General features: G+C 60.7%; 24 protein-coding genes and 1 pseudogene. 9 read left to right on the forward strand and 16 right to left on the reverse strand.

Annotated elements, in window-relative coordinates:
- The first annotated feature begins 107 nt into the window (after positions 1-107).
- Positions 108-1,068 (forward strand): annotated as a pseudogene (locus H7993_RS09000) (LysR substrate-binding domain-containing protein).
- An 82-nt stretch (positions 1,069-1,150) separates the two neighbouring features.
- On the forward strand, positions 1,151-2,014 hold the full coding sequence (locus H7993_RS09005; RefSeq protein ID WP_185794094.1) for a class I SAM-dependent methyltransferase: 864 nt from the start codon (positions 1,151-1,153) through the stop codon (positions 2,012-2,014).
- Positions 2,015-2,037: 23 nt separating this feature from the next.
- On the opposite strand, the gene H7993_RS09010 is transcribed toward H7993_RS09005, so the two are convergent.
- A complete protein-coding gene (locus tag H7993_RS09010) occupies positions 2,038-2,823 on the reverse strand; it encodes a substrate-binding domain-containing protein (RefSeq protein ID WP_122479580.1) in 786 nt (261 codons plus the stop codon).
- Positions 2,824-3,135: 312 nt separating this feature from the next.
- On the opposite strand from H7993_RS09010, the gene H7993_RS09015 reads away from it, so the two are divergent.
- A complete protein-coding gene (locus H7993_RS09015; protein ID WP_185794095.1) occupies positions 3,136-3,783 on the forward strand; it encodes a DJ-1/PfpI family protein in 648 nt (215 codons plus the stop codon).
- Between the two features lie 4 nt (positions 3,784-3,787).
- Here the strand turns inward: H7993_RS09015 and alaC are convergent, their stop codons facing one another.
- The 7 genes from alaC to H7993_RS09050 all read right to left on the reverse strand — a co-directional run bounded on the left by alaC (position 3,788) and on the right by H7993_RS09050 (position 11,070).
- The gene (alaC, locus tag H7993_RS09020) at positions 3,788-4,987 is read right to left on the reverse strand and encodes an alanine transaminase (RefSeq protein WP_122479582.1); all 1,200 of its coding nucleotides are present in this window, start codon (positions 4,985-4,987) and stop codon (positions 3,788-3,790) included.
- A gap of 185 nt (positions 4,988-5,172) precedes the next feature.
- Positions 5,173-6,060: a heme o synthase gene (cyoE, locus tag H7993_RS09025; protein ID WP_122479583.1), complete on the reverse strand. Its 888-nt coding sequence runs from the start codon at positions 6,058-6,060 to the stop codon at positions 5,173-5,175.
- An 11-nt stretch (positions 6,061-6,071) separates the two neighbouring features.
- Positions 6,072-6,404: a cytochrome o ubiquinol oxidase subunit IV gene (gene cyoD / locus H7993_RS09030; protein ID WP_122479584.1), complete on the reverse strand. Its 333-nt coding sequence runs from the start codon at positions 6,402-6,404 to the stop codon at positions 6,072-6,074.
- A complete protein-coding gene (locus H7993_RS09035) occupies positions 6,405-7,034 on the reverse strand; it encodes a cytochrome o ubiquinol oxidase subunit III (protein ID WP_122479585.1) in 630 nt (209 codons plus the stop codon).
- A 3-nt stretch (positions 7,035-7,037) separates the two neighbouring features.
- The gene (gene cyoB, locus H7993_RS09040) at positions 7,038-9,053 is read right to left on the reverse strand and encodes a cytochrome o ubiquinol oxidase subunit I (RefSeq protein WP_122479586.1); all 2,016 of its coding nucleotides are present in this window, start codon (positions 9,051-9,053) and stop codon (positions 7,038-7,040) included.
- 3 nt (positions 9,054-9,056) lie between these two features.
- Complete coding sequence (gene cyoA, locus H7993_RS09045) at positions 9,057-9,992, reverse strand: ubiquinol oxidase subunit II (RefSeq protein ID WP_122479587.1); 936 nt, start codon at positions 9,990-9,992, stop codon at positions 9,057-9,059.
- Between the two features lie 571 nt (positions 9,993-10,563).
- Positions 10,564-11,070: a disulfide bond formation protein B gene (locus tag H7993_RS09050; protein ID WP_122479588.1), complete on the reverse strand. Its 507-nt coding sequence runs from the start codon at positions 11,068-11,070 to the stop codon at positions 10,564-10,566.
- A 286-nt stretch (positions 11,071-11,356) separates the two neighbouring features.
- Between H7993_RS09050 and H7993_RS09055 the strand changes: the two genes are divergently transcribed.
- The gene (locus tag H7993_RS09055) at positions 11,357-12,256 is read left to right on the forward strand and encodes a chemotaxis protein (protein WP_122479589.1); all 900 of its coding nucleotides are present in this window, start codon (positions 11,357-11,359) and stop codon (positions 12,254-12,256) included.
- Positions 12,257-12,349: 93 nt separating this feature from the next.
- A complete protein-coding gene (locus tag H7993_RS09060; protein WP_122479590.1) occupies positions 12,350-12,664 on the forward strand; it encodes a hypothetical protein in 315 nt (104 codons plus the stop codon).
- A gap of 2 nt (positions 12,665-12,666) precedes the next feature.
- Here H7993_RS09060 and H7993_RS09065 read toward each other — a convergent pair whose 3' ends face one another.
- Entirely contained in the window at positions 12,667-12,957 is a 291-nt protein-coding gene (locus H7993_RS09065; protein WP_163007611.1) for a hypothetical protein, read from the reverse strand.
- A gap of 275 nt (positions 12,958-13,232) precedes the next feature.
- Between H7993_RS09065 and H7993_RS09070 the strand changes: the two genes are divergently transcribed.
- Positions 13,233-14,384, forward strand: a complete 1,152-nt coding sequence (locus tag H7993_RS09070) for an efflux RND transporter periplasmic adaptor subunit (protein WP_185794096.1) — start codon at positions 13,233-13,235, stop codon at positions 14,382-14,384.
- A complete protein-coding gene (locus H7993_RS09075) occupies positions 14,381-17,476 on the forward strand; it encodes a multidrug efflux RND transporter permease subunit (RefSeq protein ID WP_185794097.1) in 3,096 nt (1,031 codons plus the stop codon). Before H7993_RS09070 ends, H7993_RS09075 begins: the two co-directional genes overlap by 4 nt.
- 60 nt (positions 17,477-17,536) lie before the next feature.
- Here the strand turns inward: H7993_RS09075 and H7993_RS09080 are convergent, their stop codons facing one another.
- Complete coding sequence (locus tag H7993_RS09080) at positions 17,537-17,995, reverse strand: ferritin-like domain-containing protein (protein ID WP_185794098.1); 459 nt, start codon at positions 17,993-17,995, stop codon at positions 17,537-17,539.
- 230 nt (positions 17,996-18,225) lie between these two features.
- Between H7993_RS09080 and H7993_RS09085 the strand changes: the two genes are divergently transcribed.
- Positions 18,226-18,468, forward strand: coding sequence for a DUF3820 family protein (locus tag H7993_RS09085; RefSeq protein WP_122479595.1), 243 nt, complete (start codon positions 18,226-18,228; stop codon positions 18,466-18,468).
- Positions 18,469-18,555: 87 nt separating this feature from the next.
- Here H7993_RS09085 and H7993_RS09090 read toward each other — a convergent pair whose 3' ends face one another.
- From H7993_RS09090 to zwf, 3 genes are read right to left on the reverse strand one after another with little or no spacing between them, the layout of a single operon-like run.
- A complete protein-coding gene (locus H7993_RS09090) occupies positions 18,556-19,242 on the reverse strand; it encodes a bifunctional 4-hydroxy-2-oxoglutarate aldolase/2-dehydro-3-deoxy-phosphogluconate aldolase (RefSeq protein WP_185794099.1) in 687 nt (228 codons plus the stop codon).
- Complete coding sequence (gene pgl, locus H7993_RS09095) at positions 19,239-19,952, reverse strand: 6-phosphogluconolactonase (RefSeq protein WP_185794100.1); 714 nt, start codon at positions 19,950-19,952, stop codon at positions 19,239-19,241. Before pgl ends, H7993_RS09090 begins: the two co-directional genes overlap by 4 nt.
- Complete coding sequence (gene zwf / locus H7993_RS09100; protein ID WP_122479598.1) at positions 19,939-21,408, reverse strand: glucose-6-phosphate dehydrogenase; 1,470 nt, start codon at positions 21,406-21,408, stop codon at positions 19,939-19,941. The genes pgl and zwf overlap by 14 nt, the downstream gene beginning before the upstream one ends.
- A 213-nt stretch (positions 21,409-21,621) precedes the next feature.
- On the opposite strand from zwf, the gene hexR reads away from it, so the two are divergent.
- Entirely contained in the window at positions 21,622-22,482 is an 861-nt protein-coding gene (gene hexR, locus H7993_RS09105; protein ID WP_185794215.1) for a DNA-binding transcriptional regulator HexR, read from the forward strand.
- A 305-nt stretch (positions 22,483-22,787) separates the two neighbouring features.
- On the opposite strand, the gene H7993_RS09110 is transcribed toward hexR, so the two are convergent.
- The 3 genes from H7993_RS09110 to H7993_RS09120 all read right to left on the reverse strand — a co-directional run bounded on the left by H7993_RS09110 (position 22,788) and on the right by H7993_RS09120 (position 26,223).
- Complete coding sequence (locus H7993_RS09110; RefSeq protein WP_244646990.1) at positions 22,788-24,092, reverse strand: carbohydrate porin; 1,305 nt, start codon at positions 24,090-24,092, stop codon at positions 22,788-22,790.
- A gap of 129 nt (positions 24,093-24,221) precedes the next feature.
- On the reverse strand, positions 24,222-25,382 hold the full coding sequence (locus H7993_RS09115; protein ID WP_185794102.1) for an ABC transporter ATP-binding protein: 1,161 nt from the start codon (positions 25,380-25,382) through the stop codon (positions 24,222-24,224).
- 4 nt (positions 25,383-25,386) lie between these two features.
- Positions 25,387-26,223, reverse strand: coding sequence for a carbohydrate ABC transporter permease (locus H7993_RS09120; RefSeq protein WP_163007624.1), 837 nt, complete (start codon positions 26,221-26,223; stop codon positions 25,387-25,389).
- Between the last annotated feature and the right edge of the window lie 5 nt (positions 26,224-26,228).

The following is a 26,228-nucleotide window of genomic DNA, read 5'->3' on the forward strand; positions in this document are numbered from 1 at the left end:
TTGGTAAGGCTGCCAAAATGCCCGGCAACGAGCGCAATCATGGAGTTTTGCGCAGGCAGGAAAAAACGATTTATAGTCGTCGAAACCTGTGAGATTTCGTCGTTCGTATGAGCCTTCCGCCCCTCGCCTCTTTCCGCTTTTTCAACGCCGCTGCGCAGAACCAAAGCTTCATGAAGGCGGCCGAGCAACTGCACGTGACGCACGGCGCGGTCAGCCGCCAGATTCGCTCGCTGGAAGACGCGCTAGGGGTGGAGCTGTTCGATCGGCGCAATCGTGCGGTCTTTCTCTACCACGCAGGACGGCTGCTGCACGACGTCACGCAGCCGATGTTCGAGCAGTTGGAGCAGGCGGTCCGCCAGGTGCAGCAAAAAGCGCGCGAAGACACGCTGGTAGTGTCCTGCGAACCGACGATTGCGATGAAATGGCTGATTCCCCGCCTGCCTGCCTTCCATCAGGCGCACCCGCAGATCCAGATTCAATTGCTGGCGGCGGGTGGGCCGATCGACTTTTCTCGATGCGGCGCTGACCTGGCCATTCGACGCGACGATTTTCGCTGGGACGATTCAGTCGAAAGTGCTGCGTTGTGTCCTGAATGGGTCGGTCCGGTTTGCGCGCCCGCCTTGGCGGAATCGGTGAGGCGATTGAGTGGTGTGCACGTGCTGCGCAGCAGCACACGACCGGCTGCCTGGGAGCAGTGGCTGCGACTGGCGAAGAAAGTGCCAGGGGAAGTGGCAACCGTCGAGTACGAGCATTTCTACCTGTGCCTGCAGGCCGCTACTGCTGCGTTGGGCGTGAGCGTGGCGTCACTGTTGATGGTTCAAGAGGAACTGGCATCCGGGCAACTGGTAGCGCCCTTCGGCTTCACTCGCGATGGTTCGAAGTACGTGGTGCTGTACCCGCGATTGCCGGAAGAAAGCACGAAGTGCGCCGTCTTCAGACAGTGGCTGAACGAGCAGGCAGAGGCATCGGTTGCCCAGACACTTTCCGACGGACGCTGATCCGGTTTCACCCCACCCTGCACGAATTAAAGGTGACCTCAACGACCTTGGGCTACGCTTTGTCTTATAACGCCCACCGTGGCTGGTTGGGCGTTGCGCTGTGCAATCAGCCTGGCGACAACAACCGCGCTAGCAAGCGTGCGAGGGCGAACATGAGCAATTTCGACAAAAACAGTAGCACCACAAACCCCAAGAGCTTGACCGAAAAACTTCTCAAACTCCTTCCATCGACGGCTGTAAAAGGCTATCTGCAGGGTGCCAGCTCATTCGACAAGGGGCGCCCGGACTACCCGAAGGAACTCGACAACTGGCTGCGCGAGATCATGCAGATCAAGCCGCACAGCAAATGGGACCCACCCCATACAACGGTACTCGACCTGGGCTCGGGGACTGGCAAGTTCATTCCGCGGTTGGTCGACATCGGCGCCGAGGTGTTCGCGGTGGAACCGGTTGCCGCCATGCGCGAAAAGCTGCAGCTCAACTGGGGCGACAAGCCCTACGTGAAGATACTCGAAGGTGCCGCCGAAGAGATCCCGTTGAAAAACGAATCAGTGGATGCAGTGATCTGCGCGCATTCCTTCCACTGGTTTGCCAAACCCGAGGCCATGAAGGAAATCCACAGGGTGCTCAAGCGCGGCGGACGCCTGGGAATGATCTGGAACCTGCGCGATACCCGCGAGGACTGGGTACGTCAGGTGGCGGACGTGGTCAGCGCGGTGGCCGGTGACAGCCCGCGGTTCTACACCCAACAGTGGCGTGAAATGTTCCCGCACAAGGGCTTCGCCCACCCGCTGGTGGAAAAGCACTTCAGCCATTCGCACACCGGCACGCCGGAAGACGTGATTCTCAACCGGGTGCGCTCCATCAGCTTCATCGCCACCCTCCCCCCTGAACAGCAAGAGCCGATTTACCAGAGAGTCCGCGAAATCATTGCCACCCACCCCCAGCTCAAGGACAAGCAGGAAGTAACCGTGCCCTATGACACCGTGGCCTTTCATACCGTGAAGATTCTTTAGACCACCGTTGGCGCCCGGCGTGATCAATGCACCGGCGTAAGCCCGCTTTCCTGAATGGCGAGACGGGCTGCCGGTGTGCTCAGGTACTGCAGCAATGCGGCGGCCTCTTCAGGGTGGGCGCTGGTACGCGTGACACCGCCCGAATACAAAGTCATCTTCTGCACCGCATCTGGAATCAGGCCGACGATATCGATGCCCGGTACCGCCTTGAGCTCGCTCAATTGCTGGAAACCCAGCTGCACATCGCCCCGAGCAACCACGGCACCCACGGGCTCGCTGTCTACCAGGCTGCTTTTGTCGCGAAGCTGTTCGGCCAGTTTCATGCGCGGAAACAGCAGGTGCGACAGGTACAGGCCGCTGGTGCTGTTGGAGTAGGCCAGCGAGCGGGCGTCTATCAGCGTCTTGCGAAAGGCGTCGACACTGCCGATGTCTGGCTTGGCCTCACCTTGGCGTACGGCCATGGCGATGAAGGACTTGCCGACATCCACGCGGGGTTCGCGCTGCACTTCACCCAATTGAATGAGTTTATTCAACGCGGCGTCCTCGGTGAGCACCAGATCGGCTCGCTCACCGCGCTCCAGTCGACTGGAGATGGCCATGGGGTTGTCGCCGATGGCAGGCGAAGGCAGCACGGTGACCTTGATGCCGGTGGCTTTTTCGTATTCGACGACGATGGTCTGCATGGCACTGACCACGCCGCCAGACCCGAGCAGGGATAGCTGCACCGGTGGTGGCGCCTTCTGCGCGTGGGCAGCGCTGGAGCCGAGCAATACACAAGCCAGCAGAGCGCTGGTGAGCCGTTTGGTCATGACGATATGATCCTGAAAGTGAAGATGAAGCCTGGCCGATGACTGGCCAGAGGCACAGCGGACGAGTGCGGTGATGGTCGACCGCCTCGCGAAGAAGGATAAGTTTACGCGCAATCGGCCAAAAGCCAGGATCAGGTTGCCATTTAAAAAGGTGATGTTCGGCAATTGCAACGTCGAGAAACAATTTCAGCCCTGGCCGCGCAAACGTGCGATGCAAGCAATCACGACACTTTGGCAGGATCTGTGGGGTAACTGTCATTTACCCTTTTACCGTTCAGCTCGATGATGCGTGCTCCAGACTGGAGTGACCGTATGTCCAAGGCCTTGCCCCCCGAATTGCAGATTTTCGACCGCCCCTTGCAGGTTGTCATCCTGCTCTACCCCGGCATCGAGATTCTCGACTTCGCCGGGCCGTACGAAGTGTTCAGCGTTGCCAGCCGCGTTGCGCTGCGCGACGGTTTGAGCATTCACGCGCCATTCGTGGTCAGCACGGTTGCGGCCAGTCGCGACCTGCTCACCGCCCGCTACGAGCTGCGGGTGCAGCCCGACGCCCAGTTCGATGAAGAGGTACACAGCGATGTGCTGATCGTGCCGGGGGGCGTGATCGATCAACCTGTAAATGACCCGAATACCCTCGCGTGGGTGCGGCGGATGGCGGCGACGACCGGGTTGCTCACTTCGGTATGCAGTGGCGCGTTGATCCTGGCCAAGGCTGGCCTGCTGGAGGGGCAGAGCGTCACCACCCATTGGGCCGACATCCAGGAGCTGCGCGAGAGCTACCCGGACCTCGATGTGCGGGAGAATGTGCCCTATGTCGATGCTGGCAGCCTGGTCACCAGCGCCGGGATTTCCGCCGGCATCGACATGAGCCTGCATCTGGTGGCACGCCTGCTCGGTGCCGATGCGGCGCGCCTCACCGCTCGGCAGATGCAGTACGAGTGGCACGATATGCCAGGGTAAAGCGTCAGCTCTTGTCGTTGCGAAACATCTGGCGAATGCCACGCACGGCCTGCCGAATGCGATCCTGGTTTTCGATCAGCGCAAAACGTACGTGGTCGTCGCCATAGTCACCGAAGCCGATGCCGGGCGAGACGCAGACCTTGGCTTCGGCCAGCAGCTTCTTGGCAAACTCGAGCGAGCCCATGTGCGCGTAGGCCTCCGGAATCTTGGCCCAGACATACATCGACGCCTTGGGGTTCTCGACCATCCAGCCCAGTTCGTGCAAGCCTTTGACCAGCACGTTGCGGCGCTGGCGGTACTGCTCGGCGATGTCCTTCACACACTGTTGATCGCCTTCGAGCGCGGCGATGGCTGCGACCTGCAACGGCGTGAACGTGCCGTAATCGTGGTAGCTCTTGATGCGTGCCAACGCATTGACCAGCTCGGGATTGCCGACCATGAAGCCGATCCGCCAGCCAGCCATGTTGTAGCTCTTGGACAGGGTGAAGAATTCGACGGCGATGTCCTTGGCGCCCGGCACTTGCATGATCGACGGGGCTTTCCAGCCGTCGTAGACGATATCGGCATAGGCCAGGTCATGCACCACCAACACGTCGTAGCGCTTGGCGAGGGCCACCACCCGCTCGAAGAAATCCAGTTCCACACACTGCGCGGTCGGGTTGGATGGAAAGCCCAGGATCATCATCTTCGGCTTGGGAATGGATTCGCGGATCGCCCTCTCCAGCTCGTTGAAGAAGTCCACGCCCGGCACCAGCGGCACCGAGCGCACCTGGGCGCCGGCGATCACCGCACCGTAGATATGAATCGGGTAGCTGGGGTTGGGCACCAGCACGGTATCACCCTGGTCGAGCGTGGCCAGCATCAGGTGCGCCAGGCCCTCTTTCGAGCCAATGGTGACGATGGCTTCGTCTTCAGGGTCGATATCGACCGCATAGCGGTCCTTGTACCAGCGCGAAATGGCCCGGCGCAGCCGCGGGATGCCGCGGGAAGTGGAGTAGCCGTGAGTATCTTCGCGCTGGGCAACGGTCACCAGCTTGTCGACGATATGGGGTGGCGTGGCGCCGTCGGGGTTGCCCATGCTCAGGTCGATGATGTCTTCGCCGCGCCGACGCGCAGCCATCTTCAACTCGGCGGTGATATTGAACACATAGGGGGGGAGACGATCGATGCGCGCAAAGCGGCGCGGGCGAACAGGTTCGGCCATGACTTCCTCGGATACGTAAGCGCCCGGAACCGTCCGAGCGACGTTGGCCACTGCGGTGGCCAGCCCGAAAGATAACGGGGCCGATGCGGGGATGTAAAGCGCAATATGCGGTGCGGATCCAACCTTTGCCCCAAAAAAAGCCCCGGAACTGTTCGGTCCGGGGCGTTTTTATCGCTGCAGCAGGATCAATGCGCGTAGGTCAGCAACAGCTCGCCCGGCGCCTTGAAATCCAGGGACATCATTACGCTCAACGCGGTGATGGTGAAGATCGAGAACACGAACAGCTTGCGCGCCCAGACCTTGTCATCGACCGCCTTGTAACCTGTCCAGGCCATGTACAACCAGTACATGCCCATGGCTGCGGCAACTGCGAGGTAGCTCATGCCGGCATAGCCACCCAGGGTCAGCATCAGCGTCGCCAGGAGGAAAGCCAGGATGTAGATCAGGATATGCTTCTTCGCCACCACGATACCCCGCTTGACCGGGAGCACCGGAATCGAAGCCGCCAGGTAATCGTTGAAGCGGAAGATTGCGATCGCATACGAATGGGGCATCTGCCACAGGCTGAACATCACCAGCAACGTCAATGCCGCCAGATCGAAGCTGTTGCTCACTGCCACGTAACCGATCACCGGAGGCATGGCACCGGATAGGCTGCCGACCAGGGTGCCGTGCACCGACTTGCGCTTCAGATAAAGGCTGTAGAAGCCCACGTAGATGACGAAGCCGATCAAGCCGCACAGGGCCGCCAGCGGGTTGGCCAATGCGTACAGCATGACCATCCCGGCAACCCCCAGCAGCGTGGCGAAGATCAGTGCGACCTTCACCGAAATCTGCCCCTGAACCAACGCGCGATTCTTGGTGCGCTCCATCTTCACGTCGATGTCACGGTCGATGCAGTTGTTGAATGCACAGCCCGACGCCACTACCAGCGATGTACCGATCACCGTGGCCAGAAACAGCCCGATGTCGACATGCCCTTGAGAGGCCAGGAAGAACCCACCTGCCACGGAAAGCACGTTACCGAAAATGATCCCCGGTTTGGTGATTTGGATAAAGTGCTTTACGGACATGTCCGGGTTCCTTACTTCGCCATCATGAAGTGATGGATGCTGAACATGATCCACAGCGACAGGCCTACCAAGAACGCGATGATCAACGCAGAGAACACGAAGGCAATCACGTTCCAGCGCTGTTCGGACGTGCGGTCCAGGTGCAGGAAGTAGACCAGGTGAACCAGCACCTGAATCACCGCGAAGATCATCACGATCCACAGGGTGGCTTCCTTGGACATGCTCGGAAACATCACCAGGCCGAACGGAATCGCGGTCAGGATGACCGACAGCACGAAACCGATCATGTACGACTTGTAGCTACCGTGGCTGCTACCGGCCGAAGTGGTATGAGGGTTTGCCATTTACAGAGCTCCCATCAGATAGACGACGGTGAACACGCAGATCCAGACCACGTCCAGGAAGTGCCAGAACAGGCTGAGGCAGCTCATGCGCGTGTTGTTGGTTGCGGTCAGGCCTTTGGATTTGACCTGGGCGATCAGCACCGCCATCCAGATCAAACCGCTGGTCACGTGCAGGCCGTGGGTACCGACCAGGGTGAAGAACCCGGTCAGGAAGCCGCTGCGCTGCGGGCCGAAGCCCTCTTCGATCAGCTTGTGGAACTCGTAGATTTCCATCGCGATGAAGCCTGCGCCCAGCAGGAAAGTGACGAACAGCCACTTCATCACACCGCTTTTGTCGTTGCTGTGCAGCGCCAGCATGGCGAAGCCATAGGTAATGGAGCTGAACAGCAGCAGTGCGGTTTCGGCTGCCACGAACGGCAGCTCGAAGATGTCGTGGCCCGAGGGGCCACCGGCAACGTTGTTAACCAGTACTGCGTAGGCGGCGAAGATCGACGCGAACAGGATGCAGTCGGTCATCAGGTAGATCCAGAAACCGAAGACAGTCATGCCCCCGGAATCGTGATGATCGTGATCGTCATGACCGTGCTCGTGCTCGTGAGCCACTTCCGCGTTTAGGGTTGCGTTAGACATTGTTTAAGCCTTCTCCACCGTGGAGTTCAGACGAGAATCAACTCGTGCGGCGTTTGCCAGGCGAGCCATGCGTTCACCTTCGATACGAGCGACTTCTTCAGCCGGTACGTAGTAGTCGATGTCATCGTCATAGCTGCGCACGATCAAGGTGATGACCATGCCGGCCAGACCGATCGCAGCCGCCCACCAGATATGCCAGATGGCAGCGAAACCCAGAATCAGACCGAAGAACGACATCAGCACGCCCATACCGGTGTTGCGCGGCATGTGGATCTGCTTGTAGTCCGCAGCGTTGGCAGTGGCTTCACCACGTTCCTTCATGCCCCAGTAAGCGTCCAGGTCGGAAACCACTGGTTGCTCGGCGAAGTTGTAGAACGGTGGTGGCGACGAAGTCGACCACTCCAGGGTACGGCCATCCCATGGGTCGCCCGAGACGTCCTGGTTCAGATGACGGTCGCGGATCGAGACATAGAGTTGCAGCAGCATGAAGCCGATACCGGCAGCCACGAACAGCGCGCCGACGAAAGCCACGTACAGCCACGGCGTCCAGTCTGGGTTGTCGGTGTGGTTCAGGCGACGGGTCATGCCCATGAAGCCCAGCACGTACAGCGGCATGAACGCCAGGTAGAAACCTACCAGCCAGCACCAGAAGGAGTACTTGCCCAGGCGCTCGTTGAGCTTGAAGCCGAAGGCTTTCGGGAACCAGAAAGTGAAGCCGGCCAGGTAACCGAATACCGCACCGCCGATGATCACGTTGTGGAAGTGAGCGATCAGGAACAGGCTGTTGTGCAACACGAAGTCAGCACCGGGCACTGCCAGCAGAACGCCGGTCATGCCGCCGATGCTGAAGGTCACGATGAAACCGATGGTCCACAGCATCGGAGTGGTGAACTCGATGCGGCCGCGGTACATGGTGAACAGCCAGGTGAAGATCTTCACACCCGTCGGGATCGCGATCACCATCGTCATGATGCCGAAGAAGGCGTTGACGTTGGCACCCGAACCCATGGTGAAGAAGTGGTGCAGCCAGACGATGAACGACAGCACGGTGATGGCGATGGTTGCCCATACCAGCGACACGTAACCGAACAGGCGCTTGCGACAGAACGTTGAAGTGACTTCCGAGAACACACCGAATGCCGGCAGGATAAGGATGTACACCTCGGGGTGACCCCAGGCCCAGAACAGGTTGACGTACATCATCGGGTTCCCACCAAGCTCGTTGGTGAAGAAGTGGAAGCCCAGATAACGGTCAAGCGTCAGCATGAACAGTACAGCGGTGAGGATCGGGAACGATGCAGCGATCAGTACAGCGGTGCACAGGCAGTTCCAGGTGAACACCGGCATTTTCATCAGGGTCATGCCGGGCGCACGCATCTTCAGGATGGTGACGATGAAGTTGACGCCCGTCAGCAATGTACCCAGACCGGATATCTGCAGTGCCCAGATGTAGTAGTCGACACCGACTCCGGGACTGTATTGGATGCCCGCCAGCGGTGGATACGCCACCCAGCCCGTCTTGCCGAACTCGCCGACCCCCAGGGAGATGTTGACCAGCAGCGCGCCGACCACGAACAGCCAGAAGCTGACCGAGTTCAGGAACGGAAAGGCTACGTCACGTGCGCCGATCTGCAGCGGCACGACGATGTTCATCAGACCGATCATGAATGGCATGGCCATGAAGATGATCATGATCACACCGTGAGCGGTGAAGATCTGGTCATAGTGCTCGGGCGGCAGGAAGCCGGTCGAGCCAGCAGTGGCCACAGCCTGTTGCGAGCGCATCATGATGGCGTCGGCAAAGCCCCGCAACAGCATGACCAGGGCAACGGCGATGTACATGACGCCGATTTTCTTGTGGTCGACCGACGTGAACCACTCGGTCCACAGGTACGTCCACTTCTTGTGATAGGTGATCAGACCGAACACCACCGCCCCGAGCAGCGCAACGACGGCAAGTGTCACCATCACTATCGGCTCGTGGAAGGGCACCGCTTCCAGACTAAGTTTACCGAACATCTTTTACTCCTCTGCCCCAGCAGCTGAATTCTTGCCCATGTCCATCCCTTCGTTCGAGGCCTGTTTCCCTTCGTGGCTGACGCCTTTGCCTGGGTTCATCCCTTCATACTTGTCGATGATGGTCTGGAACAGGTTCGGAACGTACGAGGAATACAGCTCGACCGGGTTTTTCTCGCTAGGTTTGGCCAGCGCTTCGTAGGTAGCTGCATCGAGCTGCTTAGGCGCGCTCTTCACTTCACTGACCCATGCATCGAAATCGGCCTGGGTCGTAGCGACTGCTTTGAACTTCATGCCGGTGAAGCCTGCACCACTGTAGTTCGCGGAAATGCCGTCGAACTCGCCATTTTCATTGGCGATCAGGTGCAGCTGCGTCTGCATGCCGGCCATCGCGTAGATCTGGCCGCCAAGCTGCGGAATGAAGAACGAGTTCATGACCGAGTCGGAAGTGATGCGGAAGTTGACCGGTACATTCGCCGGGAAGACGATCTTGTTGACCGTGGCGATGCCTTGTTCCGGATAGATGAACAGCCACTTCCAGTCCAGCGCCACGACCTGGATGGTCACCGGCTTGTGCTCGGATTCCAGCGGACGGTAGGGGTCCAGGTGATGAGTCGACACATAGGTCACGTAACCCAGCGCGATGATGATCAGCAGCGGGATGCCCCATACCACCAGTTCGATCTTGGTGGAGTGCGCCCATTCAGGCGTGTAGGTCGCTTCCTTGTTCGAGGCACGGTACTTCCAGGCGAACGCGAGCGCCATGACGATGACCGGGATCACCACCAGTAACATCAGCCCGGTGGCGATGTAGATCAGGTTGCGTTCGTCGATGCCCACCTGCCCTTTCGAGTCGATCAGGGTCCACTTGCACCCGCCGAGAAAAAGCATGCCTAAAAAGGGCAGTATGCCAAACAGTCTGGGGTAACGCTTTTTACTCATCTCACGACCTCTAGAGCAGCTTGCTTCAATGCAATTGTGTTTTGGTAGCCAACACTTCGACCTGCCAAGCGCCAGCATTTATATCGGGATTGAATACGGACATGCCAGGCTCGCAGTTGCTGCGGGATGACAAGACCGGTCTGGAGCGGTGCAGCTGTCATGACGTGCGCAGCCGAAGGGCTGCATACTCCTTCCCTTGAGTGCACGGACCACGCAAGGGTTCAGCCAGGCAGTGCCAACGGTACGAAAAGTGCCTGTCATTGGTGCATGCGACCACCTGACCTGCCCTTTTTGAGGCACTGACCCACTGAAATTTCCGCGATTGTAGTGAGCCTATTACCCATTGACTACGACTAATCCGGCAACAGGTATTTCCAAATTATGCAACAATCCGACGCACTTTCAAAGCCTTGCGACACGATGTCGCACCCCGGTCAACCCTTGCAAAGGCCCGTAATTACGAGGCTTTTGCAAACTCAAGGGCGACACGTTGCCACATTCGCGCCTTTACCCCATCAACGGGGAATCGGATTCCGGCACGAATAATGACCGGGCGTGCGTGCTGGAATACTCAGCGGCGAGTGCGATTGCGATAGATGCCCAGTGGTACAAGAATAGCCGTCATCACGAAAGCTACCAGCGCCCATTGCGCCAGCGACAGGCCCAGCACCGGTGGATAGGGCGTGGAGCAGAACCCCTGCACCTGAAACACGCTGGGCATCAGATTGGCCAGGGGCAGACCGTCGACGATGGGTTGCAACGTGTCGAGGCCGCAGCTGACCGCTGGATTGGCCAGCACCCACGCATGGCGGCCGGCGGCTGCGATACCGCCCAGCGCACTGAGCACCACCAGCCCTTCGCACAGGGTCACGCCGGTACGGCCGCGCATGGCCGCGCCGATGAACGCGAACAGGGCAATGAACAACAGGGCGTAGCGTTGCAGGATGCACAGCGGGCATGGCGCCTCGCCCAGCACGATCTGCATGTACAGCGCGCCGCCGATCAGGGCCAGGCAGATCACTCCCAGCAGCACCAGGAAACGGCGTTCGCGGTTCAGGCGCAAGTTGACTTCGTTCATTGCAGCTTTCCCTTCACAGGCCAAAACGGGCGGGTTTTCGATGGGCGCCAGTCTACACGCTGACTCGCGCGGACGACTGTAGGAAAAATCCGGAAATACGATGTAACCAGAGATTTCCGCCAACCTCGCTACAGTTATGCTCTGTCGATTAAACCGACGTTAAGACCCTGCTCGCAGCCTGTCGACGATCGCGTTAAAGCCTGCGCACGCCGAGTCGATACATAGGCAACGCACTCGATGGGTCGACTGTTCACGGCCCTGCATCGGTTTCATCAAGAAGGTTCACATGGCATCCCAGAACGCCCGCGCAGATTCCCTTTCGCTGTTGCTGTTCACCTTGCGCAGCGGCAAGTTGATGGCCATCAACCTGCTCAAGGTCAGCGAGATCATCCCCTGCCCTGCCCTGACCCGGCTTCCCGAAGCGCACCCGCACGTCAAGGGCGTGGCAACCCTGCGTGGCCAGGCGCTGTCCGTCATCGACCTGAGCCGGGCGATCGGTGAGCAGCCCTTGCTCGATCCTTCCGGCGGCTGCCTGATCGTCACCGACGTCAGCCGCTCCAAGCAAGGCCTGCACGTGCAGGCTGTCAGCCGCATCGTCCATTGCCTGAGCACCGATATTCGTCCGCCGCCCTACGGCTCGGGTACCAAGTCGTTCATCACCGGCGTTACCCAGGTGGACGGTGCCTTGGTGCAGGTGCTGGATATCGAGAAAGTCATCCACGGTATCGCCCCGGCGCGACTGCAGGGCGACCCTCAACGCTTGAGCGATGCCGACGCGCGCTGCCTTGCCAACGCCAGGATTCTGGTCGTGGACGACAGCCATGTGGCGCTGCAGCAGTCGCTCATCACCCTGCGCACACTGGGCATCGAATGCCGCACGGCGCGCAGCGCCCGCGAGGCGATCGATTGCCTGCTGGAGCTGCAGGGTACCGATGCGCAGATCAATGTGTTGGTATCGGATATCGAGATGTCGGAAATGGACGGCTATGCGCTGACCCGCACGCTGCGCGATACACCGGACTTCAAGGACCTCTACGTCCTGCTGCACACCTCGCTGGACAGCACGATGAACAGCGAGAAGGCGCGCCTGGCCGGTGCCAACGCGGTGTTGACCAAGTTTTCCTCTCCGGAACTCACCGGCTGCCTGATCACCGCGGCGCGCTTCGTCACGGAGCAGGCACGCTGAAACAGCCGGGGCCTGGCGCAGGCGTCCAGGTACGCATATGAACATCAGTTGGGCATAATGGCTGCCTGTTCACAAGGCGCAGGAACCACGACCATGAAAACCTACCTGACCCTGTTGCTCGCACTCGGCGGCTTCACCACCCACGCGATGGCATCGACCGACCAGGCGTGGGCGGAACACGACAAGCGCGTCGCCAGCACCTGCCTGAAAGCCACCACGCTGAAACAGGCCCGAGTGGCCAGCGCTCCCGCCGAGTTCGAAGACCGCGTGGGCTATACCGCAGTGCTCATTCAAGGCCGCTACCCGCAGGCGCACATGAAGAACCAGCCTGGCGCAGAACTCTGCCTGTACCAAAAACAGAGCCGCAAGGCGTTCGTGACCCCGTGGGATTCGGTACAGGGCAAGTAGCGTCACAGCAAAATGAATGCGTAGAGAATACTGATGAACGGCACGTTGCCAGCTTTCTCGTCGAGGGCCTCCAGGGCCGCGAACTTGAGCATGAACGAGGCGACCACCAGCACCCTTACCCACGGCACGCGTGTCGACAGCAACACCAGCATGCCCAGGGCGAGGGCCAGTTGAAATGCACAGCATTTGATCGCCGCCGGCAGCGTGCTGACGTACAGCAACGCCAGCATCACGGGAATCAGACTCGCCAGCAGCAATCCTTTGCCATACTTCACACAGTCCATAACGATCACTGGCCTTCCTTCATTTATCGACTTGTTGTAAGGAAGAAAGTCTCTGGTGATCAACTGGGCGGCGCTATAGGTCTATTCAGCGCAACTCGTAGGAAAAACCCGATAGATACTGTTGGTGTATTTCCAGCGAAGCCGAACGATTTTTTCCCTTCCGAATCAGGAGCGCGCGGCAGGCGTGGCCTGCGCACGACCAATCACGCCGGGGCTTGGGCTTGGCAAGGCGACGCGACTAAGGTCAAACTGCCAGCTCTTCCCCCTGCCGGTGCCCGATACGCATGCGCATAGCCATCCGACCGCTGTTACTGGCAGGCTTGCTGCTTGTCGTCGTGTCAGGCGCGGCCTGGCTGCTGCTTGATCGCACTGCAGCGAACAAGCCAGTGCCGGCAATGCCCATCCCGGTGCGTGTAATCACCGTGGTGCAGGCCGATGTGCCGCGTTATCTCACCGGTATCGGCTCGGTGCTTTCGCTGCACAGCGTGACCGTGCGCGCGCAGGTCGATGGGGTTCTGGCGCAGGTCGCCGTGAAGGAAGGCCAATGGGTGAACAAGGGTGATGCGCTGGCCAGCATCGACGATCGTGCCATTCGCGCCAGCCTTGCTCAGGCGCGGGCGCAAGCCAGCCAGAGCCAGGCGCAGTTGCAGGTGGCAGGGGTCAATCTGCGCCGCTACAAGGACCTGAGTCGCGACAATGGTATTTCGCGCCAGTTGCTCGACGAACAGCAGGCCCTGTTCGACCAGCTCACCGCGACCTTGCAAGGCAATCAGGCCGCCATCGCTGCCGCTCAGGTGCAGTTGTCCTACACCCAGATTCACTCTCCGGTGACCGGTCGGGTCGGTATCCGCCGTGTGGATCCGGGCAACTTCCTGCGTGTCAGCGATGCCGAAGGCTTGTTCACAGTGACCCAGATCGACCCCATCGCGGTGGAATTCTCGCTCCCCCAGCAGGAGCTGGCGACGTTGCAGTCCTTGCTCGACCGGCCGCAGCCGGCAGTGGTGCGCGCCTACCTCGATGGCGATACCGAAACGGGCAAGCTGGTGGGTGAGGGTCACCTGACGCTGCTCGACAATCAGATTGCCGCAAGCACCGGAACCATCCGCGCCAAGGCCGAGTTTCACAACGACCGACACACCCTGTGGCCAGGCCAACTGGTCAGTGTCGGCTTGCAGGTCGGCGTCGAACGCAACGCTCTGGTGGTGCCGTTGCCCGTAGTGCAGCGCGGTATCGAAGGCCATTATGTGTACCGCGTGACAGACGCCAAAGTCGAGCAGGTACCGGTGCAGGTGCGCTACCAGACGTCGACCCAAAGCTTGATAGACGGCGTCGCTGCGGGCGACGTGCTGGTCAGTGACGGGCAATCGCGGTTGAGGCCGGGAGCCCGCGTACAGGTGCTCGAGCCAACGGTGGACAACGCAGCGACCTTGCGATGAGCACCGGGCGCTCGATCAGCGCCTGGTGCATCGACCATCCGGTGGCCACCGTGCTGTTGACCCTGGCGCTGGTGTTGCTCGGTGGCCTGGCTTTCACCCGGCTGGCGATCGCGCCACTGCCCGAAGCGGACTTTCCGACCATCCAGGTCAACGCGCAACTGCCCGGCGCCAGTCCACAGACCATGGCGTCTTCGGTGGCCACGCCGCTGGAGGTGCAGTTCAGCGCCATTCCCGGCATGACCCAGATGACCTCCAGCAGCGCCCTGGGCTCGACCAACCTGATCCTGCAGTTCAGCCTGAGCAAAAGCATCGACACCGCCGCCCAGGAGGTCCAGGCGGCGATCAACACGGCAGCCGGACGCTTGCCGCAGGACATGCCCAACCTGCCTACCTGGCGCAAGGTCAATCCGGGGGACAGCCCGGTGCTGATCCTCAGCGTGAGTTCGGCGCAGATGCCCACCCACGTGTTGAGCGACTACACCGAAACCCTGCTGGCCAGGCAACTGAGCCAGATCGAGGGCGTTGGCCAGGTCTACATCACCGGCCAGCAACGCCCGGCGATCCGTGTGCAGGCAGCCCCAGAGCGCCTCGCAGCGCTGGAGCTGACGCTTGCCGACCTGCGGGGTGCCATCCAGCAGACCAGCCTGAACCTGGCCAAGGGTGCTCTGTACGGTGACACCAGTGTGTCCACATTGACCACCAACGACCAGCTCTTCGAGGCTCATGAGTACGCGCAACTGGTGGTGGCCTACCGTAATGGCGCACCGGTACAACTCAAGGACGTCGCAACCGTGATCAAGGGTGCGGAGAACGCCTATGTGCAATCCTGGTCGGGTGATCAGCCAGGCTTGAACCTGACGATCTTCCGCCAGCCCGGTGCGAACATCGTCGACACGGTTGACCGCATACTGGCCGCCATGCCACGCCTGCAGGAGATGCTGCCGGCAAGCGTGGATGTCACCGTACTCAACGACCGCACCCAGACCATCCGTGCATCACTGCACGAAGTGGAGCTGACGCTGCTGATCGCCGTGCTGCTGGTGGTGGCCGTCATGGCCCTGTTCCTGCGCCAGTTGTCGGCCACGCTGATCGTGTCCAGCGTGCTGGGCGTTTCGCTGATCGCAACGTTCGCCGCCATGTACCTGATGGGTTTCAGCCTGAACAACCTGACCCTGGTGGCCATCGTCATCAGTGTCGGTTTCGTGGTCGACGATGCGATCGTGGTGGTGGAGAACATCCATCGCCATCTGGAGGCTGGCGATGGCATGCGTGAAGCGGCGATCAAGGGTGCCAGCGAGATCAGCTTCACGGTAGTGTCGATCAGCTTTTCGCTGATCGCCGCGTTCATTCCATTGCTGTTCATGGGCGGCGTGGTCGGGCGCCTGTTCAAGGAATTCGCGCTGACGGCCACCTCTACCATCCTCATTTCGGTGGTGGTTTCCCTGACCCTGGCACCGACGCTATGCGCGCTGTTCATGCGCCGCCCCGCACACGCCGCGCGCGAGGGCTTCAGTGAGCGCCTGCTGGCCTGGTACGACAAAGGTCTGATCCGCGCACTGGCTCACCAGCGCGTCACCCTGGCCGTGTTCGGCTTGACCGTTGCCTTGTCGGTGGCGGGCTACGTGCTCATCCCCAAGGGGTTTTTCCCGGTGCAGGACACCGGCTTCGTTCTCGGCACGACCGAAGCGGCCGCCGACATTTCCTACAAAGACATGCAGGAAAAACACCTTGCCCTGGCCCGTATCGTCGGTGCAGATCCGGCGGTCAGGGCCTATTCCCACGCCGTGGGCGTAACCGGCAGCAACCAGACCATCGCCACCGGGCGATTCTGGATCGGCCTCAAGGAACAGAGCGAACGCGACGTGTCGGCCAGCGCATTCATCGACCGCTTGCGGCCCCAGCTCGCCCAGGTGCCTGGCGTGGTGCTTTACCTGCGCGCCGGACAGGACATCAACCTGAGCGCCGGGCCAAGCCGCAGCCAGTACCAGTACGTGCTCAAGAGCAACGACGGGCCGAGCCTGAGCCTGTGGACCGAACGCCTGACCGAACGACTGCGTGCCAACCCGGCCTTTCGCGACCTGTCCAACGACCTGCAGCTGGGTGGCAGCGTGACCCACATCAGCATCGATCGGGTGGCAGCTTCGCGTTTCGGCCTGACCACCAGCGACATCGACCAGGCGCTGTACGATGCATTCGGTCAGCGCCAGATCAACGAATTCCAGACCGAGACCAACCAGTACAAGGTCATTCTGGAACTCAAGGCCGATCAGCGCGGCAAGGCGCAGAGTCTGCAGTACTTCTACCTGCGCTCGCCCCTGACCAACGAAATGGTGCCGCTGTCGGCCGTGGCCAAGGTCGAGGCACCCACTCAGGGCCCGCTGTCGATCAGCCACGATGGCCTGTTTCCGGCAGCCAACCTGTCGTTCAATCTGGCGCCCGGCGTGGCCTTGGGCGAGGCCGTCGGTTTGCTCGAACGCACGCAAGCCGAATTGGCCATGCCCGCTTCTATCTCCGGCAGCTTCCAGGGCGCTGCCCAGGCTTTCCAGAGTTCGCTGGCCAGCCAGCCCTGGCTGATTCTGGCCGCACTGGTGGCGGTCTACATCATTCTCGGCGTGCTGTACGAAAGCTTCGTTCACCCGCTGACCATCATCTCGACCCTGCCATCGGCTGGGCTGGGTGCCTTGTTGCTGCTATGGCTATGGGGACAGGATTTTTCCATCATGAGCTTGATTGGCCTGGTCTTGCTGATCGGGATCGTCAAGAAGAACGGCATTCTGATGATCGACTTCGCCCTGCATGCGCAGCGCAGCGAAGGGCTGGACGCGCGTGAAGCGATTCACAAAGCCTGCCTGACGCGCTTCCGCCCGATCATCATGACCACACTGGCCGCACTGCTGGGCGCATTACCCCTGATGTTCGGCTATGGCGCCGGTGCCGAACTGCGCCAGCCACTGGGCATCGCCGTGGTGGGGGGACTGCTGATCAGCCAAATGCTGACGCTGTTCACCACCCCTGTGATCTATCTGCAACTGGAGCGGCTGTTCCATCGCACCGACGGTTCCAGAACACCGGCATTGCCGGCCAGCCACTGAACATCGACCAACAAAAAACGCCCGATGCGGGCGTTTTCTTTACAGCGACAGCGTGACTGCTCAGCTGCTGGCGCGAGCGATGTTGCGCAGGGCTTTGACCTGATCATGGTTGCGCTGCACACCTGCAAGCTGACGCTCGACGATGGTGAAGATGTTGGCCGGCAGCGCCTCGGTCAAGGCTTCCTTGTAAGCTTTCAAAGCCACATCTTCGCCGCGCTCGGCTTCGTTCAGCACCGCTTCTTCATCCTTGCCGGTGAAGATCGATTTGACGTCGACCCAGCGACGATGCAGGTCACCGCTCACGCTGGTGGAGTCTTCCGGAGTGCCGCCCAGTGCAATGACCTCGGCCTGCAGTTCACCGGCCGCTTCGGCGCATTCCTGCGAATGCTTGGTGAACAACGCCTTGAGTTCCGAGTTCTTGATGTCTTCGGCACAGGTCTTGAAGCCTTCCTCGCCGTCCTTGCAGGTCTCGATAAGCTTGTTCAGGATGGAAACAACCGTCTTGGCAGAATCATTCATCTTTTTGAATTCCTGTGGAAATCGGAAACCGCGTTGGGATGCTGTCAATACAGCAGCCTTCGTGCCAGCTTTCAAAGCAAACAAAAATCATCTATATCAAAGAGTTAACGTAGCCTGCGATTTCCCGAAGCTGTCTTTATGCATGATCGACGACTTTGTGACCGTGCAGAATGCATGTAACCTCGCGCAACGCCGTTTTTGCAGACCCACACCCTTGTGAATACTCAGTCATGAACCCCGAAAAACTTGAATCGCTGGTGACCTTCGTAATGCCCTTCGGCAAGTACAAGGGCCGAGTAATCGCCGACCTGCCGGGGCATTACCTGAACTGGTTCGCCCGAGAAGGTTTTCCTAAAGGTGAACTGGGTGGGCTGCTGGCGCTGATGCAGGAAATCGATCACAACGGCTTGTCCGACCTGCTCGATCCGCTGCGGGTCAAGCATGGCAAGCCGCGCATCGCCGATGGGCGCTGAACCGCCTGGCAACTTTCTTTCAGGCAAAAAAAAGTGCGCCGACCGAGCGCACTGAAAGACAACCGTGAAGCGCCTAACGAAGTCGAATCAGTCGAGCAGAGCCAGCGCCTGCGCGCTGCACTCCTGAATGCGTGCCCAATCGCGGTTTTCAATCCACTGGCTGTCGAGCATCCACGAGCCGCCCACGCACATCACATTGGATTGAGCCATGTAGCTGTTGATGTTGCCCGGGCCGACGCCGCCAGTCGGGCAGAAGCGCACTTCCGGGAAGGGCCCGCCGAGCGCCTTGATGGCAGCCACGCCACCGCTCACCTCGGCCGGGAACAGCTTGAAGCGGCGATAGCCCAGCGCGTAACCCATCATCAGTTCGGACGGGCTGCTGATGCCCGGCAGCAACGGCAACGAGCTTTCCACACCGGCCTCGAGCATGTCCTGGGTCACGCCGGGGGTGACGGTGAACTGCGAGCCGGCCTGCTCGGTTGCGGCGAGCATTTCGCGGGTCAGCACCGTGCCAGCGCCGACCAGCAGCTCCGGGCGTTGCTCGCGCAGCACCTGGATCGCCCTGAGCCCGAGTGCCGAGCGCAGGGTCACTTCTAGTACGGTCAGCCCCCCGGCTGCCAAGGCATCGGCCAGGGGCAGAATGTCTTCTTCACGGGCAATGGTGATGACCGGCAGAATTCGCGCACGCGCCGCCAGGGCGTCGATCCGGGCAACCTTGTCGACCATGCGTTGCTGTTGTTCGGTGGTGATCATAGCGGCGGTTCCTTGATTCATTGACACCAGTAGATATCCAGCGCGGAGTGCAGGAAGGCGCGGATAGGCATCTGCGCCACGTCGTCGCCGGCCAGTGCAGTGCGCAGCGTGGTCAACTTGCTTTCGCCCTGCACCGACAGCACTTTGAAGCGGGCCGAGGCCAGCAACGCACGGCTCATACTCAGGCGTTGATGCGGTACGCTCGGCGCCAGCATGGGCCAGCAGCGGCGCTCGCTGTTCAGCGCCAGAGCCTGTTCAAGGTTGGGGCTATCGGGAAACAACGAAGCGGTATGCCCGTCATCGCCCATGCCCAGTACCAGCACGTCGATCGGCGGCAATTGGCCGAGCAGGTCATCGGCGACTGCGGCGGCCTCCTCCTGGCTGGACGTGGTGTGGTACAGGCTGACGAAACGTGCCTGCTCGACCGCGCCTACCAGCAGGTGGCGCTTGAGCAGGCCGGCATTGCTGTCGGCGTGCTCGATCGGCACCCATCGCTCGTCGGCCAGGGAGATCACTACCCGTGACCAGTCCAGGCTCTGACGCGCCAGGCACTCCAGGAAAGCCACCGGGCTGCGCCCGCCGGAAACCACCAGGGTTGCCACGTTCTGGCGCTCGATCGCCTCGCGCAGTTGCTCGGCGACCTTGCCGGCCAGGGCTTCGGCCAGCAACGGTGCGCTCACGCAATCGTGAACCTTGATCCCCTCGGGGAACTGCAAATCAGATATCGCCATACCAAGATCTCCCATCGCGTGTGATCAGGGCAATCGAGCTCATCGGCCCCCATGAACCTGCCGCGTACGGCTTGGGAGCATCGCCGGATTTCTTCCAGCCGGCGATGAGCTGATCGCACCATGTCCACGCATATTCGATTTCATCTTTACGGACAAACAGGTTCTGATTGCCCTGCATCACCTCCAGCAGCAATCGCTCGTACGCATCTGGAATGCGCGCACTGCGATAGGTGTCGGAGAAATTCAGTTGCAGCGGCCCGCTGCGCAGTTGCATGCCCTTGTCCAGGCCTTGCTCCTTGGTCATCACGCGCAGCGATATACCTTCGTCCGGTTGCAGGCGGATGATCAGCTTGTTGCTGATCTGCAGGCGCTGCTCGGGCGCGAAGATATAGTGCGGCGGTTCCTTGAAGTGGATGACGATCTGCGACAGCTTCTGTGGCATGCGCTTGCCGGTGCGCAGGTAGAACGGCACGCCGGCCCAGCGCCAGTTGCGGATATCGGCACGCAGCGCGACGAAGGTCTCGGTATCGCTCTGGGTGTTGGAGTTTTCTTCTTCCAGATAACCCGGCACCGGACGGCCTTCGCTGTAGCCCGCGATGTACTGGCCACGCACGACCTGCTGGGTCAAGCCGTCGGCAGTGAATGGCGCGAGCGCCTTGAGCACCTTGACCTTCTCATCGCGAATGCTGTCGGCGGACAGGTCGGCCGGTGGGTCCATGGCGATCAGACAGAGCAGCTGCAGCAGGTGATTCTGGATCATGTCGCGCAGCTGGCCGGCCTGGTCGAAGTAGCCCCAGCGCCCTTCGATACCCACTTTTTCCGCGACGGTGATCTCAACGTGGGAAATGTAGTTCTGGTTCCACTGGGTTTCGAACAGGCTGTTGGCGAAGCGCAGGGCAATGAGGTTCTGCACCGTCTCCTTGCCCAGGTAGTGGTCGATTCGGTAGACCCGATTTTCCGGGAAGTACTGCGCGACGGCATCGTTGACCCGGCGCGAGGATTCCAGGTCGTGGCCGATAGGCTTTTCCAGCACGGCGCGGGTGCGCGCGGTCAGGCCGACCTTGTGCAGGTTTTCGCAGATGGCGCCGTAGACCGCCGCCGGTGTGGCGAAGTAGGCGATCAATTGTTCGGCGTCACCGACTTTCTCGGCCAGTGCGACGTAGGTGTCGGCATCCAGAAAGTCCACGTGCACATAGCTCAGCCGCGCCAGAAAACGCTGCACCGCGTCGGGCTCGAGCTGGGCGTCGGAAACGAACTTGCGCAACCCTGCCTCGATGACACCCAGGTGATGGGCTTCATCGCCGGGCTCGCGGGCCAGGGCGAGAATGCGTGTATCGGCGTGCAGCAACTGCGCGCGATCGAGTTGATATAGAGCCGGAAACAGCTTGCGCAATGCCAGGTCGCCCAGGGCGCCAAAAAGAGCAAAGGTGCATGATCCTGCGGTCATTGAGGGCATGATGTTTGTTCTTCTATCAAGTTGACGTAGAAATACCCTTTTTCAGGGGACGATTCAAGGCAGAATGTAGTAATAACCACAACATCTACCCATTCAGACAGATACGGGTGGTGGCGCACTGCGCCCCCCAGTAGGATAAGCCACCCGTGAAGACAGCCTGGCCAGACATGCTCGCTGGCGCTGCAGTAGACCCAAGGACATACCATGGACCGTGTGCGAAATCTTCTGGAACAGATCCAGAGCCGCCTCGATGAGCTGAACAAGGCCGAGCGCAAGGTGGCCGAGGTCATTCTGCTCAATCCGCAGCAGGCGACCCGCTTCAGTATTGCCGCTCTGGCGCAGGCCGCCAAGGTCAGCGAGCCGACGGTGAACCGCTTCTGTCGTTCCTTCGGCGTCAGCGGCTACCCCGAGCTCAAGCTGCAACTGGCGCAAAGCCTGGCCAGTGGCGCAGCCTACGTCAGTCGCGCGGTAGAAGCCGACGACGACCCGGCGGCCTATACCCAGAAGATTTTCGGCAGTGCCATCGCTTCGTTGGACAGCGCCTGCCAGCAACTCGATCCGGCGCTGGTCAGCCGCGCCGTGGACATGTTGATCCAGGCACGCCAGATCCACTTCTTCGGCCTCGGCGCGTCGGCGCCGGTGGCGCTCGATGCCCAACACAAGTTCTTTCGCTTCAACCTGGCGGTGTCGGCCCATGCCGATGTCCTCATGCAGCGAATGTTGGCGTCGGTTGCCCATACCGGCGAGCTGTTCGTGATCATCTCCTACACCGGGCGCACGCGCGAACTGGTGGAAGTCGCCCGCCTGGCACGGGAAAACGGTGCATCGGTGCTGGGGCTGACGGCAGCAGGCTCGCCCTTGGCCAAGGCCAGCAGCGTGAGCCTGAACATACCCCTGCCTGAAGACACGGATATCTACATGCCGATGACATCGCGCATCGTGCAATTGACTGTGCTCGATGTGTTGGCCACGGGCATGACGCTACGGCGCGGCGTGGATTTCCAGCCGCACCTGAGGAAGATCAAGGAAAGCCTGAACGTGAGTCGCTACCCGGCAGGGGATGGCCTGGACTGAATGCAGGCAAAGGACCTGAATCTGTAGGAGCGGTCAGTGGCCGCGAAAAAACGCTGCGGTGGATCAGATTCACCGCAGCGAGCCTTTCGCGGCCGATGACCGCTCCTACGGTCAAACCGCAGGTAAATGGGATGGATAAGCCCCTGATCCCACGTAGGAGCGGTCAGCGACCGCGAAAAGAACACCGCGGTGTGCCAGTTTCACCGCGGGGCAGCATTCGCGGCCGATGACCGCTCCTACGGTGAGCCCGTTACTGGGTCGAAAAAAAGGGCGACCTGAGTCGCCCGGAAAGCGCACACCACAAATCAGAACTTGGACTGGATCTTCAACCCGGCCACCAGTGCGTCATCCACCTGGTTCACGCCGCCAGGATGCTTGATGTACTGCACGTTGGGCCGCACCGTCAGCCAGTTGGTCACATGGAAGCCGTAGTAGATCTCGGCGTTGTACTCGGTGTCCTGGATCGGCAGGTATGACGGATTGTCGTAGTCTTCGATGTTGTTCAGATCATTGACCAGGCGGCGATTCTTGCGCACGTCGTCGTTGACGTGGATGCGCGCGATGCCCACACCGATGTCGTCCTTGGGCCGGGCGTCGAAGGGCCCCATGTAGGTCAGGCCGATCTGCTGATAGTTGTCGACAAAGTTGGTGTCCTTGTCGTGCACGGTGGCGTTGGCGAAGATGCTCAGGCCACGCGCGGCGCTGCCGTTGTGACTGGTCAACTGTTGCTGGGCGACGATCCAGGCGCCGTGCTTGCTGCTGTGGGACTTGTAGCTTGCGCCGGAGACCGCAGCCGCCTGGCCATTGCCATCTTCATACACATCGTCGGCCTTGGCCGTGCTGTAGTAGTAGCCCAGGCGATACTCGCCCGGCAGGTCGTTGAGCTTGGGCGTCCATACCAGTTCAACCGGCAGGATCATGCCCTTGGTGCCGCTACCGCTGAGCTTGAAGCCGTTACCGGTTTCCAGGTACGAGGGGTTCTGCTCGAACACGCCCACCTGCGCATACACTTCCGGGGTGATGTTGTACTTGATACGCAACGCCCACTGGCTGACCGGCCAGTTGTACCAGATGTTGCCAACCCAGTTGCCGACCTGCGAACCGCAGAACGCCAGGTTCTGGAAGTCGCACGGGAAGCTGTTGAAGTCTTCGCCAGGGCCGAAGCGGCCGATCTTGACGTTGAGCTTGTCGTCGAAATAACCCTGCTTGTACCACATCTGGGTAAGCCGCCAGGTCTGGCCCCTGCCCCAGACTTCCTGGGATGAACTCAGGGTGCCGGCACGCGGGTCGCCGATCCGGTCATTGGAGATGTTGCGGCCGCTACGCTCGGTGATGGCCAGCTTGAACTCCGCATCCTTCCACCCCAGAATCTTTTCCAGATCCATCTTCACGCCCAGGGCGAACTGGTCGCTGTAGCGTGCGGTGGTGTCGTCGTTGTAGCCACCGTCGAGATTGCTGCCAACTTCCCCTACGTATTCCAGCGAAAAATCGTAGCCCTTTTCCAGCAACTCCGTACGCGCCCCACCCCAGTCACCGGTCATCCACGGCGACTCTTCGGTAAAAGCCCCAGCGGCATGCACGCTGCCGGCCAGACTCAAGGCGCCGAGCATCGACAACTGGCCGATCAGTCTGGGTTTAGTGATAAGTCTGCTGTTCATCCCTCTTCCTCTTTTATTGTTATTGACGTGTTGTACAGTCTTGCCAATGGCAGGCGACAGGCCGCCCGCCGATATCGCTATTCAGCGTCCTTTGAACTGGGTCACGTTGCCCAAGGGTGCAGCTTCCTGCGCGATTCGCGTGGCGCCGAGGCGCGCACCGCTGGCCGCATCGAAAATCAGGACCTTGCTCGGGTCCAGCAGCAGGTTCAAGGTGGCGCCTATGGCCGGCGCAGCATCCGGCGCCATGCGGCAGCACACCTTGGTCTGGTTCACGGTGACGAACACCAGCGTGTCCGGCCCGGTCGGCTCGGTGATCTGCACTTCGGCACGCAGGGTGGGCAAACCCGTGACCTGCTCGTTGGCCAGGGCGATCTGCTCGGGGCGGATGCCGAGGATGATCTCGCGATCCTCCAGCCCCGCGTCGGCGATGCCCAGCGGCAGTTCGCAACGCGCCTGGCCGCTCTCGAGCAGCGCCACCAGGCGGCCGTCCTGGCGGGTCAGGCGCAGCGGAATGAAGTTCATCGGCGGCGAGCCGATGAAGCTGGCCACGAACAGGTTGGCCGGATCGTTGTAGATCTGCTGCGGCGTGCCGAACTGCTGGATGATGCCGTCCTTCATCACCGCCACCTTGTCACCCAGGGTCATGGCCTCGATCTGGTCGTGGGTCACGTAGACCGTGGTGGTCTTCAGGCGCTGGTGCATCAACTTGATCTCGGTGCGCATCTCCACCCGCAGCTTGGCGTCGAGGTTGGACAGCGGCTCATCGAACAGGTAGATCTTGGGCCGCCGCGCCAGTGCGCGCCCCATCGCCACACGCTGCTGCTGGCCACCGGAGAGCTGGCCGGGCTTGCGTTCGAGCAGATGCTCGATCTGCAGCAGCTTGGCCACCCGCGCTACTTCTTCGTCGATCGAAGCCTGGGGCATCTTGCGGATCTTCAGGCCGAAGCAGATGTTCTCGCGCACCGTCATGGTCGGATACAGCGCGTAGCTCTGGAACACCATGGCAATGTCCCGGTCCTTGGGGCTCATGCCGCTGATGTCTTCGCCGTCGACCAGGATCGCCCCGCCGGAGATGTTCTCCAGGCCTGCAATACAGTTCATCAGGGTCGACTTGCCACAGCCCGACGGCCCCACCAGGATCAGGAATTCCCCCGAGTCGATCGAAAGCTCGATGTTCTTCAGCGTGTCCGGCAAGCCGCTGCCGTAGGTCTTGATTACGTTGCGCAGTTCCAGCGTTGCCATGTTGCTACCCCTTGACCGCGCCGGCCGTGAGCCCGCGCAGGAAATACTTGCCAGCGAAGATGTAGACCAACAGCGTCGGCAGGCCGGCGATCATTGCCGCTGCCATGTCCACGTTGTATTCCTTGACCCCGGTACTGGTGTTGACCAGGTTGTTCAATGCCACGGTGATCGGCTGTGCATCGCCGCTGGCGAACACCACGCCGAACAGAAAGTCGTTCCAGATCTGGGTGAACTGCCAGATCAGGCAGACCATGACGATCGGGATCGACATGGGCAGCAGGATCTTGCCGAAGATGGTGAAGAACCCGGCGCCATCCAGGCGTGCGGCCTTGACCAGTGCGTCCGGCACGCTCACGTAATAGTTGCGGAAGAACAGCGTGGTGAATGCCAGCCCATACACCACGTGCACCAGCACCAGCCCGGTGGTGGTGTTGGCCAGGCCGAACTTGCCCAGGGTGAATGACGCCGGCAACAGCACGGTCTGGAACGGCAGGAAGCAGCCGAACAGCAGCAGGCCGAAGAACAGTTGCGAGCCGCGAAACTTCCACATCGACAGCACATAGCCGTTCATGGCACCGATGAAGGTGGAGATCAGCACGGCAGGAACGGTGATCATCACCGAGTTCCAGAAGTACCCACCCACCGAACCCCAGGCCTTGACCCAGCCGATGGCAGTGAACACTTCCGGCAGGCTCAGCAGGTTGCCGGTGCGGATGTCGTCGGGTGTCTTGAAGCTGGTCAGCAGCATCACCACCAGCGGCACCAGGTAGATGGCCGCGGCCAGCAGCAGCACGGCGTAGATCGCCACGCGACTGAAGGTCAGGGCCGGTTTGCCGGTCATAGGGT

The sequence above is a fragment of the Pseudomonas baltica genome (assembly GCF_014235765.1).
GTDB lineage: Bacteria > Pseudomonadota > Gammaproteobacteria > Pseudomonadales > Pseudomonadaceae > Aquipseudomonas > Aquipseudomonas baltica.